Origin of the sequence: Bacteroides difficilis, assembly GCF_048319815.1 — a bacterium.
Classification (GTDB): domain Bacteria; phylum Bacteroidota; class Bacteroidia; order Bacteroidales; family Bacteroidaceae; genus Bacteroides; species Bacteroides zhangwenhongii.
Map to the genome: position 1 here is coordinate 407,396 of NZ_CP182814.1, position 16,800 is coordinate 424,195.

10 protein-coding genes are annotated in these 16,800 nt (G+C 42.5%); 4 read left to right on the forward strand and 6 right to left on the reverse strand.

Annotated elements, in window-relative coordinates:
- Positions 1-13 precede the first annotated feature (13 nt).
- The 4 genes from proC to ACNOGP_RS01635 all read left to right on the forward strand — a co-directional run bounded on the left by proC (position 14) and on the right by ACNOGP_RS01635 (position 5,871).
- Positions 14-787 (forward strand): pyrroline-5-carboxylate reductase, encoded by a 774-nt coding sequence (gene proC / locus ACNOGP_RS01620; protein WP_007754833.1) that lies wholly within the window; start codon positions 14-16, stop codon positions 785-787.
- 47 nt (positions 788-834) lie between these two features.
- Positions 835-1,389: a helix-turn-helix domain-containing protein gene (locus ACNOGP_RS01625; protein WP_007763942.1), complete on the forward strand. Its 555-nt coding sequence runs from the start codon at positions 835-837 to the stop codon at positions 1,387-1,389.
- A 7-nt stretch (positions 1,390-1,396) separates the two neighbouring features.
- Positions 1,397-3,052, forward strand: coding sequence for an AMP-binding protein (locus ACNOGP_RS01630; RefSeq protein ID WP_007763940.1), 1,656 nt, complete (start codon positions 1,397-1,399; stop codon positions 3,050-3,052).
- Between the two features lie 737 nt (positions 3,053-3,789).
- Complete coding sequence (locus tag ACNOGP_RS01635) at positions 3,790-5,871, forward strand: BT4734/BF3469 family protein (protein ID WP_418213917.1); 2,082 nt, start codon at positions 3,790-3,792, stop codon at positions 5,869-5,871.
- 196 nt (positions 5,872-6,067) lie between these two features.
- On the opposite strand, the gene ACNOGP_RS01640 is transcribed toward ACNOGP_RS01635, so the two are convergent.
- From ACNOGP_RS01640 to ACNOGP_RS01665, 6 genes are all read right to left on the reverse strand, one after another.
- Positions 6,068-8,413, reverse strand: coding sequence for a glycoside hydrolase family 3 N-terminal domain-containing protein (locus ACNOGP_RS01640; RefSeq protein ID WP_418213918.1), 2,346 nt, complete (start codon positions 8,411-8,413; stop codon positions 6,068-6,070).
- A 95-nt stretch (positions 8,414-8,508) separates the two neighbouring features.
- Positions 8,509-9,717, reverse strand: a complete 1,209-nt coding sequence (locus ACNOGP_RS01645; RefSeq protein WP_418213919.1) for a DUF1735 and LamG domain-containing protein — start codon at positions 9,715-9,717, stop codon at positions 8,509-8,511.
- A gap of 13 nt (positions 9,718-9,730) precedes the next feature.
- Entirely contained in the window at positions 9,731-10,708 is a 978-nt protein-coding gene (locus ACNOGP_RS01650; RefSeq protein ID WP_418213920.1) for a BT_3987 domain-containing protein, read from the reverse strand.
- Positions 10,709-10,734: 26 nt separating this feature from the next.
- Positions 10,735-11,751, reverse strand: coding sequence for a glycoside hydrolase family 18 (locus ACNOGP_RS01655; protein ID WP_418213921.1), 1,017 nt, complete (start codon positions 11,749-11,751; stop codon positions 10,735-10,737).
- 33 nt (positions 11,752-11,784) lie between these two features.
- Positions 11,785-13,401: a SusD/RagB family nutrient-binding outer membrane lipoprotein gene (locus tag ACNOGP_RS01660; RefSeq protein ID WP_418213922.1), complete on the reverse strand. Its 1,617-nt coding sequence runs from the start codon at positions 13,399-13,401 to the stop codon at positions 11,785-11,787.
- A 12-nt stretch (positions 13,402-13,413) separates the two neighbouring features.
- Positions 13,414-16,776 carry a SusC/RagA family TonB-linked outer membrane protein gene (locus tag ACNOGP_RS01665; RefSeq protein ID WP_418213923.1) on the reverse strand — a complete coding sequence of 1,121 codons (3,363 nt, stop codon included), beginning with the start codon at positions 16,774-16,776 and terminating at the stop codon, positions 13,414-13,416.
- Positions 16,777-16,800: the final 24 nt, after the last annotated feature.

Here is a 16,800-nt window from a genome sequence, read left to right on the forward strand (position 1 = left end):
AAACAAGCGTCGTATGAAAATAGCTATTATCGGTGCAGGCAACATGGGTGGCTCTATCGCCCGTGGTCTGGCAAAAGGAAGTCTGATAGAAGATTCGGACATTATCGTATCCAACCCCAGCGCCGGCAAGCTGGAACAGTTGAAGAAAGAATTTCCGAACATCTCTACAACTCACAATAACGCGGAAGCGGCAACGGGAGCGGACATCGTTATCCTCGCCGTAAAGCCTTGGTTTATGCAGCCGGTAATGCGCGAGTTGAAGCTGAAGGGCAAGCAGATACTTATATCCGTAGCTGCAGGAATCAGTTTTGAAGAGCTGGCACATTATGTGGTAGTACCGGAAATGCCGATGTTCCGCCTCATCCCTAACACCGCCATCAGCGAACTGGAAAGTATGACACTCGTTGCCGCCCGCAATACAAATGACGAACAAGACAAGTTCATCCTCCGGCTATTCAGCGAGATGGGCACAGTCATGCTTATCCCCGAAGACAAAATAACAGCCGCTACAGCGCTGGCTTCCTGCGGTATCGCATACGTTCTGAAATACGTTCAGGCAGCCATGCAAGCGGGTATCGAAATGGGTATCCGTCCGAAAGACGCCATGACTATGGTGGCACAATCTCTGAAAGGAGCCGCCTCATTGATTCTGAATAATGACACTCATCCCAGCGTGGAAATCGACAAAGTGACTACTCCGGGAGGAATCACCATCAAAGGAATCAACGAGCTGGAACATAACGGTTTCACCTCCGCTATCATTAAAGCCATGAAGGCCAGCAAATAATGGCTGCTGCAAATCATTAATCACTAACAAACTAATCACTAAATAACATGAATGACCAGATCAAACAAATAGCAGAACGTCTCCGTGGATTGCGGGATGTGTTGGAATTGACCGCTGAGGACATCGCCCGCGACAGTGACATATCCGCCGAAGAATACCGGCTCGCAGAAACAGGCGACTACGACATCTCCGTCAGTATGCTGCAAAAGATAGCCCGCACTTATAACATAGCCCTTGATGCGCTGATGTTCGGTGAGGAACCCAAGATGAGCAGTTATTTCGTAACCCGTGCAGGCAAAGGTGTCAGTATAGAACGTACGAAAGCCTACAAATACCAGTCATTGGCTTCCGGATTCATGAACCGCACCGCCGATCCCTTCATCGTGACCGTTGAGCCGAAAGGTGATGACGAGCCGATTCATTACAACAAGCACAACGGACAAGAATTCAACCTTGTGATCGAAGGCCGTATGCTTATCAACATCGAAGGGAAAGAAATTATCCTTAATCAAGGAGACAGCATTTATTTTAACTCCAAACTTCCACATGGCATGAAAGCGCTCGACGGCAAAACGGTACGTTTTCTGGCTGTAATTATGTAACAATATCATGGTAGAAAGATTTTTAGCAAAGACTAACTTTGCCTCACAAGAGGATTTCATCAAGAACTTAAAAATAAACGTCCCGGAGAATTTCAACTTCGGTTATGACGTAGTGGATGCTTGGGCTGCCGAGCAACCCGACAAGAAAGCCCTGCTTTGGACAAACGACAAAGGCGAAAGCCGACAGTTCTCATTTGCCGACATGAAACGTTATACGGATATGACGGCTTCTTATTTCCAAAGTCTGGGTATCGGACGCGGAGATATGGTAATGCTGATTTTAAAACGTCGCTATGAGTTCTGGTATAGCATTATCGCACTTCATAAACTGGGAGCGACCGTCATTCCCGCCACTCACCTGCTGACAAAGAAAGATATAGTCTACCGTTGTAACGCCGCCGATATCAAAATGATTGTGGCTGCCGGCGAAGGAGTGATTCTCCAACATATCAAGGAGGCTATGCCCGACTGTCCCACTGTGGAGAAGCTGGTCAGCGTCGGTCCTGAGATTCCCGAAGGTTTCGAGGATTTCCATCAGGGAATTGAGAATGCCGCTCCGTTCGTACGTCCCCGCCATGCCAATACCAATGATGACATCTCACTGATGTATTTTACTTCCGGCACGACCGGCGAGCCCAAAATGGTAGCACATGACTTTACCTATCCGTTGGGACATATCGTAACCGGTAGTTTCTGGCACAATCTGAATGAGGAAAGCCTCCATCTTACCATCGCCGATACCGGTTGGGGAAAAGCTGTTTGGGGAAAGCTCTACGGACAATGGATTGCCGGAGCGAATATCTTCGTTTATGACCACGAGAAATTTACTCCCGGAGATATCCTGCAAAAGATACACGACTATCATGTCACTTCACTTTGCGCACCTCCCACCATTTTCCGCTTCCTGATTCATGAAGACCTGACGAAATACGACTTGTCCTCACTCAAATATTGCACCATTGCAGGCGAAGCATTGAATCCGGCCGTATTCGATACCTTCAAAAAATTGACTGGTATCAAACTAATGGAAGGTTTCGGGCAGACTGAAACAACACTGACCGTCGCCACGATGCCATGGATGGAACCGAAACCGGGAAGCATGGGACTGCCGAATCCTCAATATGACGTTGACCTGATAGACCACGAAGGTCGTTCCGTTGAAGCCGGAGAACAAGGGCAAATCGTAATCCGCACCAGCAAAGGTAAACCCATCGGTCTCTTCAAAGAGTACTATCGTGATGCGGAACGTACTCGCGAAGCTTGGCATGACGGTATTTACTACACCGGTGACGTTGCCTGGAAAGATGAAGACGGTTATCTCTGGTTTGTAGGCCGTGCGGACGATGTTATCAAAAGTTCCGGTTATCGTATCGGCCCGTTCGAAGTAGAAAGCGCTTTGATGACGCATCCGGCAGTCATTGAATGTGCTATCACCGGTGTACCGGACGAGATTCGCGGACAGGTAGTAAAAGCTACGATTGTTCTTTCGAAAGACTACAAAGCCCGTGCAGGTGAAGAACTGATTAAGGAATTGCAGAATCATGTAAAAAAAGTGACCGCTCCTTATAAGTATCCGCGTGTGATTGAATTTGTCGATGAACTTCCGAAGACAATCAGCGGTAAGATTCGTCGCGTAGAAATTCGCAAGAATGATGAGAAATAGGTAAAAAGAGCCCTATTCATCGATAAAATCCTCCTTCAACTGTCTTTAGGCAAGTGAAGGAGGATTTCTTTTGTGAACAATGATACAAACTGACCAATTTATATAAATTCTGATTCAATGAATCATTTGTATACCATATATGAAACAAAATTACATTTCTATTTTATTTTTCTGACTTATCTTTGCCGCAGTAAAATCAAGCACACACTATTATATTATTAAAGATTTTGATTATAATTACAAGTAGAAAGGTTTCATTAGGTTTTAGGTTTACATATTAATTTGAAGGTTTTTATTGTCAGCTGACGTTTTTTCTTGAATAGCGCAATGATTATCAACCGCTTACCTGCTGACAATAAGCCCTGACAATAGGCTGACAATAAGAAGCTAGAACTTCTATTGTCAGCCTATTCATTTATACTAATGCACCGACATTGCCAACTTGTCACGGCCGTGGTGAGATCTTCCCACAGCCGTGGTAGGAACTCATCACAGACGTGGAGAGATCTCACCACGGCCGTGACAAACTAAAGACACCGATACCTTAGCGAAACTATATCGGCACACAAATGGAAATACATCCGTGTGATAGTGGAAGTATATCCGCTTCTTATCCTCCAAAAGCTTATTCTTTATCATGATAAAAGCCAAATAGCTTGTTTTACAAGTACCTTATCCGTACCTTTGAAACCTATAAACAAACACTTACAACTCTATAAAATTTAAGATAAATAGAAATGAAAATTACACAAATCAGGGAAAATGGAGATACGGAAGCATTAAGTGTGGTAAACATCGACCTGTTGATAGAGAAAATGAAAAGAGAGACCAAGCTCCGCCCGGTATCCGAACTACGCCAAGCCCTGCATTTTGTTCTACCCGACGAACCTTGTTCACTCACTGGCAAATTGCCGCGAGTGATTCCTGCCGCAGCTTTCGGACGAGTGAACGGAGTGAGACAAATGAAAACCTACAATGGGATTGTAGAACTGACCGTCGGTCCGTTAGCCGGAAAAACAGAAGTGGAGATTGTGAAGCAAAAGGCTGCCGAACTTCCTCAGACAATGCTGGCTTTCATGGGAGCAAGCGGCAAAAGTGTCAAGATATGGACTTGCTTCACCCGACCGGACGGCACTTTGCCGCAAACAGCGGAAGAGGCCGAAGTGTTTCAGGCACATGCCTATCGCCTAGCCATCAAATGTTATCAGCCTCAACTTCCTTTCAATATCCTGCTAAAAGAGCCGAAACTGGAACAGTTCTCACGTCTTAGCTATGATCCGGAGTTGATTTATCGTCCCACCCCTGTTCCTTTCTATCTTTCGCAACCTATCAGTATGCCCGGCGAGATGACTTATCATGAGAAATCGAGCACAGAAGCATCGCCATTGAATCGTGCCCTGCCGGGATATGACACGGAGGATACAGTGGCACTGCTTTATGAAGCGGCATTGCGAAAGACCTTTGAAGAAATGGACCAAGCCTGGCATCGGGATGATGATTTGCAAATATTAATAGTCCCGCTTGCCGAGAACTGCTACTACTCAGGCATTCCGGAAGAGGAGGCAACCAGACGCACCATCATCCGTTATAACAAAAGAAAGAATCCAATGCTGGTACGTGAAATGATAAGAAACGTATATAAGGAATGTAAGGGAGTGCCGAAAAGCAACTGTCTGACCAAAGAGCAACGCCTTAGCCTGCAAATGGATGAATTTATGAACCGTCGTTATGAGTTCCGTTACAATACGCAAATCGGGGAGGTGGAATACCGGGAGCGTTTCTCGTTCCGGTTCTATTTCCATCCCATCGACAAACGGGCACAAAACAGCATTATGCTGGATGCGCAGTCCGAAGGAATCGGTGTATGGGACAGGGACATAGACCGTTACTTGCACTCCAACCGTGTGCCTATCTATAATCCGCTGGAGGAGTTTCTGTTTCACCTGCCACATTGGGATGGAAAAGACCGTATCCATGCGTTAGCCAACAGGGTTCCCTGCAATAATCCGCATTGGGAATTACTTTTTCATCGTTGGTTCCTGAATATGGTTTCGCATTGGAGGGGAGTAAATAAAATGTATGCCAATAGTACATCGCCTATATTAGTGGGAGCACAAGGAACTCATAAATCTACTTTTTGCCGTGAAATGATTCCTCCTGCACTCCGGGCTTACTATACGGACAGTATTGATTTCAGCCAGAAACGGGATGCGGAACTGTATCTGAATCGTTTTGCGCTTATCAACATTGATGAGTTCGATCAGATTACGCTGACCCAACAGGGGTTTCTGAAACATATTCTCCAAAAACCGGTGGTCAACCTTCGAAAACCACATGGCCGCTCGGTGCTTGAATTACAACGGTATGCTTCATTTATCGGTACAAGCAATCAGAAGGATTTGCTGACCGACCCTTCGGGGAGCCGTCGCTTCATCTGTATTGAAGTGACGGGAAACATCGACACTACACAGCCGATAGATTATGAACAGCTTTACGCGCAAGCCATGCACGAAATTTCTCATGGTGAGCGTTATTGGTTTAACAGTGAAGACGAGCAGATTATGACCGAGAACAACCGTGAGTTTGAACAAACACCGGCTATGATCCAACTGTTTTATCAATACTTTAGAGCTCCACAAGAGGGAGAGGAAGGAGAATTCTTTACTCCGGTAGAAATACTGAATTACTTGAAGAAGAAAAGCGGCATTTCATTGTCCGACAACAAAGTATATCATTTCGGGAGAATGCTTCAAAAGTGCGGAATTTCCTCGAAACATACTTATAAAGGTACTGTCTATCAGGTAGTAAAGATATTATAAGATACAAAAACAAGGCTGACAATAGAAGTTGATATCTTTTATTGTCAGCCTGTTTTCAGTGGCTATTGTCAGACAGTAGCTACCTGATATTCATTCGTTTAGATATTATATTGACAATTTGACAATAAAACAGGTGCAAATCACTGTGAGATCTAAATTTGATATTTTTGTTTCATAGATGAATAGAGAGTATCTCCTATTTTATCTCCACTTTCGTCTGTAATCTGATGTCATCAGAAGCAGCACCGATCATTACTTGGAAAGTTCCCGGTTCTACCACCCTTTTCAAATTCCGATCGACAAGTGCAAAATCCTCTTCGGACAAAATAAACTTCACTTCCTGTTCTTCTCCACACTTCAAAAAGAGGCGTGCAAAATGTTTCAATTGCTTCAACGGTTGTACTACTGAAGCATATTCATCTCTCAAATAAAGTTGAACAACTTCTTCACCATCGTACTTTCCGGTGTTCCGGATTTTGCATGAAACTTCGAAAGAATGTGGTGTCAGAGCTGACAGATGTAAATCTGAATATTCAAATGTGGTATAGCTCAAGCCATATCCGAAAGAATAAAGCGGAGAAGCAGACATTTCTACATAGTCATGGCTTTGGGGAGCCTTCTTATTATAGTATACCGGAACCTGTCCGACGGAACGGGGCACAGAGAATGGTAATCGTCCTGCCGGATTAAATTCACCGAATAAAACATCAGCAATGGCGTTCCCCCCTTCTTGTCCCGGGTAATAAGCCGTCAGCAGTGCATCTGTATTTTCTGATGCCCAGTTTTTATCCAAAGGACGCCCTTCAATGTAAACTACTATTAATGGTTTTCCGGTAGCTTTCAAGGCTCTGAGTAATTCCTGTTGTTTTCCTAATAAAGAAAGCGTTGCACGGTCGAAGCCTTCACCACATTCCATATCGCTGATTGTCTTTTCATCAGCAATAGCCGCACCTGTTTCTTTATAACTGGTTTTGAAATCACGGGCACTAGAGCCTCCTACCACAGCAATAACGACTTCGGAACGTTGGGCGGCTGCAACGGCTTGTTCAATATCAGGCGTCACGGTATCACGAATGGAACAGCCTTTCACATATTCCACCTGTGAGGAAGAAAGTTTTGCTCTGATTCCATCCAATATGGTCTTTACATTTTCTTCTTCCTGCGGAGCGGTGTAATCTCCTAACATATTATAGCGGTTATCGGCATTAGGTCCGATCAGTGCAACTTTCATACTCCTGTCTAATGGAAGCAGCGAGTGTTCATTTTTCAATAAGGTGATCGAGGCTTGTGCCACTTGGCGTGCCAGAGTAACGTATTCTTTGCTACGAACTTCTTTCTTCGCTTTTCCGGGATCCACATAAGGATTTTCAAACAATCCCATTTCGAATTTTAATCGAAGTACACGACTCACGGCTGCATCAAGGATTTCTTTACTTATTTCCTTCCGGTTCACCGCATCCATAAGATTCATATAGGCATCGCCTCCGAGATCAATATCGACTCCGGCAGATAAAGCCATTACAGCCGCCTCTTTCATTGTAGAAGCAACAAAATGGTTTTGATGAATGCCTTCGATGCTGTATAGATCGGAAACGACAAACCCTTTAAACTTCCATTCATCCCGTAGAAGTTCGGTCAGGAGATAATGATTGGCTGTACAAGGAATACCGTCCATCGAATTATACGAAGTCATTACGGATAATGCTCCGGCATTGATAGCTTGTCTAAATGGTGGCAGAAAGTTTTCATGCAGTTCACGCATACCTGCAAAAGAGGGATTCCCGTTCTGTCCGCTTTCCGAGATACCATAAGCGAGGAAGTGTTTGAGGGTAGCCAACGTGCTGTATGGACGTGACAAATCTCCACCACCTAATCCTTCCACCATCGCTTTTCCTATTTCACCCGTCAATACAGGGTCTTCACCAAAAGTTTCTTCCACGCGAGACCAACGGGGATCACGGGCCAAATCGAGCACAGGTCCATAGCTGATATGTCCACCTTGAAGACGTATCTCTTTGCCGATTGCTTTGCCTACCTCATTTATCAGTTGGGGTGACCAAGTTGCAGCCATCCCGATTCCGGTAGGAAAAACGGTTGTACCAATCGCCATGTGGCCGTGCGGCGCTTCTTCTGCCAGAAATAAGGGGATCCCCAAACGGGTATTCTCCATCACATACTTTTGCAAGGCATTTCCTGCCTTTGCAGCCAATGCGGGATTCAGCCCAGTTGCTAATGTTTTCTTTGTCCACGGATCGGCACGATAGGTTGCCCATAGCATTCCGGCATTTCTGTCTTTTATAAGTTGCTTGAATTTATCAGAAGGGAGTACATCGTTACCTTTGATTTTATACATCTCCCACCCCAAAGGACAAAGGAGTTGGCCGACTTTCTCTTCTAATGTCATACGGGATAGTAAATCCGCAACTCTTGTTTCTACGGGTAAAGTCGGATTTTTATAGGGAAAACCGCGTGATTGTTGAGCAAATAACACTATAAATGTGTTTAGTACTACCACAAGAAAAGACAAATATGTTTTTATCATAGTGAGTATGTTTTTAGAAAAAGAGGCATCCCTATTCCACTACGCAAAACAGGATGCCTCTTTCAGTAAATATTCAAATCTAATTATCCCTTATTTTAGAACGGGCATTTTTGATTGTCTACATAAGTGATATCACCGTACGGTTTGGCATTGTGTCCATGGCCTGTCATATCGAGCACAGTACCGTCTTCCTGTGTTTCACCGTCGAAACGCCAGTAAGAGATTAAGCCTTCACTTGTCGGATCGACATAACAAATACCATCTTCAAGTTCGGCTGTAGTACGAGCCACATTCCATACACGACATTCACTGATATAACCGTCAAAAAAGCGTGCATAACCCGCAGAACGACCGATAGCAAATGTATCTTCCCATGTATGTCCATCATAAGCCATACTCAAGTTAATAGTACCACCATTTCTGGTTTCTACAAAGTGAATCTGTTCGCCATCCAAGTAAAGCCGCAGATATTGACCGTCATAAACTGCAGCAAAGTGCAACCAGTGCCCAGTTTCAAACTCTTTTTCCACCCAAGACTCGTAATGATCTTTCTTGTCCGGATGAGAAGCGGCACCAATAGAGCCTTTCACAAATTGTAATTTGTTAGTAGGATTACCCGCACCGTCGCCAAAACGGAAAAGGAAATTCTCTTCACAGCCACACAAGGAGCTAATACCATTTGCACTACTAGCAGAAGTCGGGAAGGAAACAGGGAGCACTTTCATCTCCAACGTCATTTGACCAAGTGCTTTTACCGGACTATCTTCCCCACCAAATGAAGGTATGTCGAAACAACCTTTTCGAGCCAGATAAGCAGCCTTGATGGTAATCACTTTAGTAAGCATCACATAAGCAGTACGCGAACTTTCCAGTACCTTTAAATCACCTCCTTCTACAGAAGTAATGGATACTGGCAAACAATAAGAAACTCCTTCCTGCAATTTATCAGAATTTGCACTCACCTTAATCTGTGAAGATTGCGATTTACCTGCATCAATAATAACTTCCGTACCTTCTACTGTATAGCTTCCTTCGGGCGGTAGTTGACAATTACGACCTGTAGACGCATTGAATTCATCAATTAGCCCGGGATTAGGCTGTAAGACAATCTTAACATCCGTATCAGTTTTAGTCGTTGATGTCACCGTGAGGCCTATACTCGACTCACCATCCACCAAAAAACGAACATTAGATGATGTTAATGTTCCCGTCACATAAAGTGCATCACCAAAATCCGGTCCTTCTTTGCAGCCTGTCATACAGAGCAGCAAAGCAAATAGAGATAATAATGTATATTTCTTCATAACGTTCTATAGATTATTTTGCATAAATATTGAAGTTACCACAGCTAAAGCTCGCACGCGACCAAGAACTTGAAGGCACTGTAATCCTAAGATATTGTGCCGTAACAGGAGCATAGAACACTTGAATGATATTCGTATTAGAAAGTATCCCTACCTCCTCCCAAGTTGTTCCGTCACCGCTAATCTCAATTTTACTACTCTTTGTCCAACTTGCATACGTATAATAACCATAATACGAATATGAAGCACTTATTCCATCAAAAGTGTATGACTTTCCAAAGTTTATAATAACAGGAAGTTCTTCTCCAGCAGCACTGGCACGGCCACTCCAATAATCATCACTTTCAGTGAACATAGCTTGAGCATCAGCACCGTCAGGAACAATCGCCGTCCATCCACTACGATCACTTACCAATGTACCTGTCACCAGTTCGTCAGCTGCATCATCATAAATATTATCAGTATCTTCCTCTACATTTACAATTACGTAAGTCGTAGACATCTTATCAACTATTTTACAATTTTCTCCTTCTACAGCCGTAATCCTAATAGGAATTAAATATCCATTTACGTCACGTAATTCATTGATAGCTTCATTTGTTGTAATATGTAATTCGTTAACTGACATCAATCCGCCTTGTTCGAATCTGATCTCTGTATTTTCCATCACCAATGAGGATACAGGAATTTCTGCATACTCTGTATTATTTTCTTCATTGTAGGCTGCTACCAATGAATTATCTACCTCAACCTTAGCTATAAAATTAGATGTCACTCTATGGTTACAATACAAAGGTAACGTAAGGTCTAAAGTACTAATACTTGATATCGGAGTATGGACAAATGTAAAAGTACCACTTTTATCTTGAAGATACACATGATTATATGGATCTCCTGGAAAGTCGTAGGTCTCTTCGTCACCGCATGCAGTAAAGTTCATGGTACAAAGAGCCAGCATACCTACATAAAATATGTTTTTTATATTCTTCATTTCTATTCTTTAATTAAAATGATTAATTAATGAATTGCAGGGTTTTGAATCTGAATGCATTCACGAAAACGTTTATACGGGTACGGATTATTTTCGTGTACATTGTAATCACGATGAATAAAGAATGCCCCAAAACCACCTTTTCTACCCGATGCCGGTTTATAACGAGCCTGATTATACATTGACTCCATCGTACCTTGCCAATTGTCACCCATATTACAGCAATAGACAACTTTCTCGTCCGGCCACGAACCGGCTCCAGTTCCACCGTCATAGGCCTGCAAGAAACAATAATTGCTATACGGAACAAGGCTGGCCATTTGTTCAGCACTGGTTTGGTCGATATTGAGCATTTTGTCACAGATACCTTCCTGCGAAGCAATTTCCTTACCGTAGCGTTCTTCAATAAGCTTCAAACGTTCTTCTTTAGTTATGTCAGGATTCGGTCCCATATACTTTGCCATATGCTTATAAAAATATTCAAAGTTAGTACCGCTCAAAAAGTCCCCCTCAGGTTCATAGTCGGCATCAAATCCATCAAGATCATTCAAAAAAACTTGATCGAGAAAGTACTCGGCATACATCTCAAAAGAACGATTGAGTGCTGCTGTCCGTTCTTCACCATCCGGCATTGCTTTCGCCTCATTATATGCTTTCTTAAAATCATGATCGTCCGTTTCTGCATCAATACGTGTAATGGCTACCGCAAGCATTTTGGTTCCTTTCACTTTTTGTACAAAACGTATCTCTTCCCAAATATCAGTGTTTTCCTTTGCCGGAATACCTCCCCACATTGAACAAATATCAAGGCTGTCCGGCAGTCCCATAAAACGTACTCCCATTGAGTTCTGTGCTCCATATTGCGCAAACCATCCAAACGATATTTCATGGTCACTCGCTTTAAAGTCACGCAAATTCTGATAATATAAGTCACTGTAAGTATAAGGGTGCTGAATTGATTCTGACTCGATATCCGTATCACACGAGACCATCAGTCCCCCCATCCCTACTATAAGAGTCAATAAATAGTTGATTGTTCTCATATTCAGATTAATTGTTTATTATTAGACTTGTTGTTATCTCCTCACATCCCACCAAAGTCTTGTTCCAGCAATGTCACCGCCACCACCTAACAATGATACGGCTGCTTGCGTATTTTGGCTGTTATCGGAATATTCTGTTGTTGGGAACTTCAAGCGACTGATAAGTTCATTGCTCTTGACTTCATTCGTATAATTGTAAGAACTAATTCTTACAAAACCAGGATAGCCGGTACGACGCATTTCACTCCATGCCTCTTGTCCGTCTGGATAAAGAGCGAGCCATTTCTGAATCATAATACGTTCCAATTTGATTTCCTCACTCACGTCTTCTTCCCAGGCAATGCCTCTTTGAGAAAGAGAGCTGCTCACTGATGTTCCACGATTGGTTGTTGGATCGGTATATGTCTCTAATGGACGACTATCTTTATCAGCAATATAAGCATCTGCCCCAGTGGCACCTTTCGAGGAAAATGAAGTACGAATACCTTCTTCATAATATGTTTGTACTGTTTCCGAACCAAGACCAAGTCTTAGTTTCGCTTCTGCGAGCAAAAAATAAGCTTCTGCCGCATCCATCCATTGCATATTGCTATTTTCATCAAAATTAAGCCCTGATGCCGCCTCCTTATAAGCATCTTTTGATATTCCGGTCAAACCATTTCTTACACCATGATAACCGCCATCCTCTACTGTCGGCCGGAAATATCTGGAAAGACGCGGATCATTATAACCATTCAAATAACAATCCATCGTGGCTCCCATACGCATATCATGAAAACTCTCACTCACTTCCCACAATGGATTAGTAAAGGTGAAAGAAGTCATTTGGTGAAGAATGGCTGAATCACTTGTAGAAGTCATCAAACCATAGCTATGCCCAATGGCAGCAGTAGCTTCTTCTGTAGCTTTTGTCTTATCCACAAAAGAAATACGCATAGCCAAACGAAGGCGAAGCGTGTTGGCAAACTTAATCCATTTGGCTACGTTACCACTATAGATATAGTCATACTGTTCCATATAGTTAGCAGAGTTGGCATTACTATATTCTGTCAACACTTTAATAGCATCTTCCAATTCATCAAAAAACTGATAGTATACATCCTTTTGGCTATCATAAGGCACCTGAATAGAAGTACCGAACTTACTATAAGGTATAGGGCCGTACATATCAGTAATACGACTCATTCCTAAAACCTTTACAATAGTAGCCATCGCTCTTGCCGGAGATGATTCGTCCGTCTTTTCGACAATAGACTTCCACGGCTGCATGACATTAGTATATGCATCATTGAAAGGAGCATTATACCAATCACGATAGAGAGCATAGTGGTCATTATGATAAGTGGTGTAGCTATATGTGTTTATATTGGCGATATAGCTGGCAAAGATATCACCGGTTAGCATCTCCGTGATCTGGTATCTTCCGCCCAAACCTACACCATCCGCACTTTTACCTACGATAAATACCCCTTTTACCATTTGAGTAAAGTATGCACCAGTATTCAGGTTGTCATACGTCATCTGCTCTGGTGTCACTTCATTAGGATTGATATTCCACTTTTCAAACTGATCGGTGCAAGAAGTGAAAAGTAAACTTCCTGTAAGGAATGCACCGCTAATAAATTTTGTATATTTCAAAATCTGTTTCATCTTCAAAGTTCTTTAGAAGTTAAGTTTAACAGAGAAACCAAGGTTACGCAAACTCGGCAACATGAAATAATCCATACCGCTGAAATGAGTTCCGGTACTCGCAGTCAACTCCGGATCATAAGGAGCCTTACAATAGAACATAAAAAGATTACGTCCGGTAAATGCTACATGCATGCCTTTGATCCAAGGTACAAGTTTTGTGACAGGAACATCATATCCCAAAGAAAGTTCCGCGAGACGAATGTTAGTAGCACTATACACATACATAGAACCGGCACCTGTACCTACTGTCTGGTAATATTTTTGAGCAGCAGGAACCAAATAACCGTTAATCATCACACCACCGGCATCACGAGCATCAGCAGTAGCTTTCGATGTTCCATAAGAGTCCATCAAAGCTTGTGTCATAGATACACATACCCCGCCTACACGGGCATTAATCAAGAAGCCAAGTGTCAATCCTTTCCAACTGAAAGAGTTACGCCATCCCATTGTATATTTGGCTTGTGAATTTCCGGCATATATCCAACCATCTCCTCTTTCACCGGCATTTCCGTCAACAGATACCGTATTATTCACATAATCAACATCAATATATCCATGTTCATCAGTACGCAATGCAGTCACATAAAGGTCACCGACAGATCCACCCTCAAAAAGACGAGTTTTTACATTACCCACTCCGTCCAAATCTAACATATCTTGTTCTACCAACAAACCATCTTTTAATGTAGTCGGTTTCAAGAGCTTCTTAATCTTGTTGCGATTGATTGTATAAGTAAGAGTTGAATTCCATTCCACGGGACCTAGTGCCTGGTTAAGAGATAGACTTGCTTCAATACCTTTGTTATCTACCTGACCACCATTAATGTAAATAGAAGAATATCCCGAAGAAGAAGGTAATGAAGGATTAAACAGCTGATTGAAAGTTGATGTTTTATAAAGAGATACATTCAGTGCCAGCTTATCCCCCCAAAAACGTGACTGTAAACCAACTTCCCACGCTTTGGTACGCTCGGGTTTGATGTCCGAATTCGGATAAGTAGAAGTTGTACTAGGAGTCCCCGACTGATACGGATGGGTTTGGTATGCAATGTAACGTGTAGGAGCATTACCTACTTCACTGTAAGAACCTCGTAATTTCAAAAATGTCAATACATCACTCCTAATAGGAAGCAGGTCTGTAAGAATAGCAGACAAACCTACAGAAGGATATGCCACCGACTTTGTTTCAGTCCAAGCTAAAGCTGATGACCAGTCGATACGACCTGTCACATCAAGATAAAGTTTACTCTGCCAACCAAGTTGAGCAGTAGCAAAAATAGATTGCGTCTGATCGTGATAACCATCCTGATCGAATTCCGCATTCGACTGATTAAGATTCTTGAGTGTAAAGCTATTTGCTACAGAGTTAAGATCACCACCTACGCTATAATACTGGTAGTCAAGATCCTGAATACTTACACCGACTGTACCTGTCAAAGAAAAATCTCCAAAGTATTTATCAATATTCAACATCACATCACCATAAAGCTGGCGAGTTGAAGCATCTGCCTTATAATAGGCACCATACTTTTGTGCAAAAATAGCATCGGTAGAAGCCGAATATTTCTTCTCATAGATCGCAGAAGTATAGTCCATCTTGGCACGCGCACCGAGAGTGATTCCTTTGGCAATATCATAGCTCAGGCCACCACTAACAAGGAAACGATTTTTATGATTGATAAAATTATCACGGTTAGTAATCCAGTATGGATTCTGCATACCAAGTCCCATATTACCCCAAGGCCAGTATTGTGTCTTGAAGCCACGACTTTCATCATACATTTCAAACAACTGATAGGTTTCAAGACTATAGCTCGGTGACATCAGATAAGTAGCAACAATCGGATTGAAGTATTGACCTTGAGAAACCATGTTCTGTTCACGAACATTCATATAAGCAGCACTAAGGTCAAGACGCAATTTATCATCCAGCATACTAGTCGTATTACGAATTGTGAAATTGTAACGGTCGAGTGTGTTGTTCTGTACGATTCCCTCCGCATTAGTGGCAGCCATAGAAAGGAAGGTCTGATTCTTCTCATTACCATTGCTAATGGTCAATGAATTTGTTTCATTCCAACCGGTTTGATAGAAGTCTAATGGATCGTAGGTACTGGGTTGAGCTAGTTTCTGCCCCCAGCTTTGAAGTGAACCACTAGTGGCTCCATACGTATTCTGAAACTCTGGAGTTACAAACGGATTGTAGAATGAAGTGTTATTGGCGTAGCTTACACGTAATTTATCTTTCGTACCTTTCTTCGTGGTAATCATAATGACACCATTTGCAGCCTCACTTCCATAAAGAGCAGATGCAGCGGCACCACTGAGTACCGACATACTTTCAATGTCCTCGGGATTAATCATAGAGGCACCATCACCCGACTGCCCCATACCAGTAAAATGATCCTTGGGTTGTGTCGTATCCAATGAAGGCATCGGAATACCATCAATCACGTATAGGGCATTGTTATTTCCAGAAAGAGATTTCGCTCCACGCATCACAACTTTAGCTCCACCGCCAATACCGGATGAGCTGGAATTGATAACAACACCTGCTATCTTACCGGACAAGCTGTTTACAAAGTTAGCATCCTTCACTCCTACTATTTCATCAGAAGATACTTCCTGCACATTATAAGAAAGTGCTTTCGCCTCTTTACGGATACCGAGAGCTGTAACAACAACCTCATTCAATTCTTGAGTCGCATCATCCAAGGTTACGTTCACGATATTCCCAGTCACAGGCACATCTTTAGATTGATAACCTACATAAGAAAACACAAGTACAGGAGACGTAGTCTGTGTAGTAAGTTTATAATTTCCGTCGATATCGGTAATGGTTCCGTTAGTGGTTCCTTTCTCCATAATAGAGACCCCAATCAGCGGTTCGCCATTCTTGTCTTTTACCGTACCTGCAACGGGTTTTGTTTTTTGTTGAGTTACTTTCGTTTCTTTAGCCGTCAGTACAATCTTATTATCCAATATTTTATATTCGACATTTGTACCTGCAAAGACCTGTTCCAACACCTGAAAAATATTCTTTTCGGAAGCTGAAACCGATACCCGGCGATTAAGGTTAAGATTCTTGCTATTTATAAAAAAGCTGAATCCAGATTCACGTTCAATCTTGTGCAGCACTTCTTCTATAGTACAATCGTTAACCCGTAAAGTGATAGAAGTTTTTTGCGCATATCCATCTGATGCATACGCTAGTCCGGCTGAACAAATAAGGAGTATAAATAGTAATTTCATAGCCAATGATATTTCCTTTAAGGTCCGTCTAATAGACTTTAATCCTCCAAGAAATTGGACGATACAATAATTTTGCATAAATTTGTAACGAGTTTAATTAGA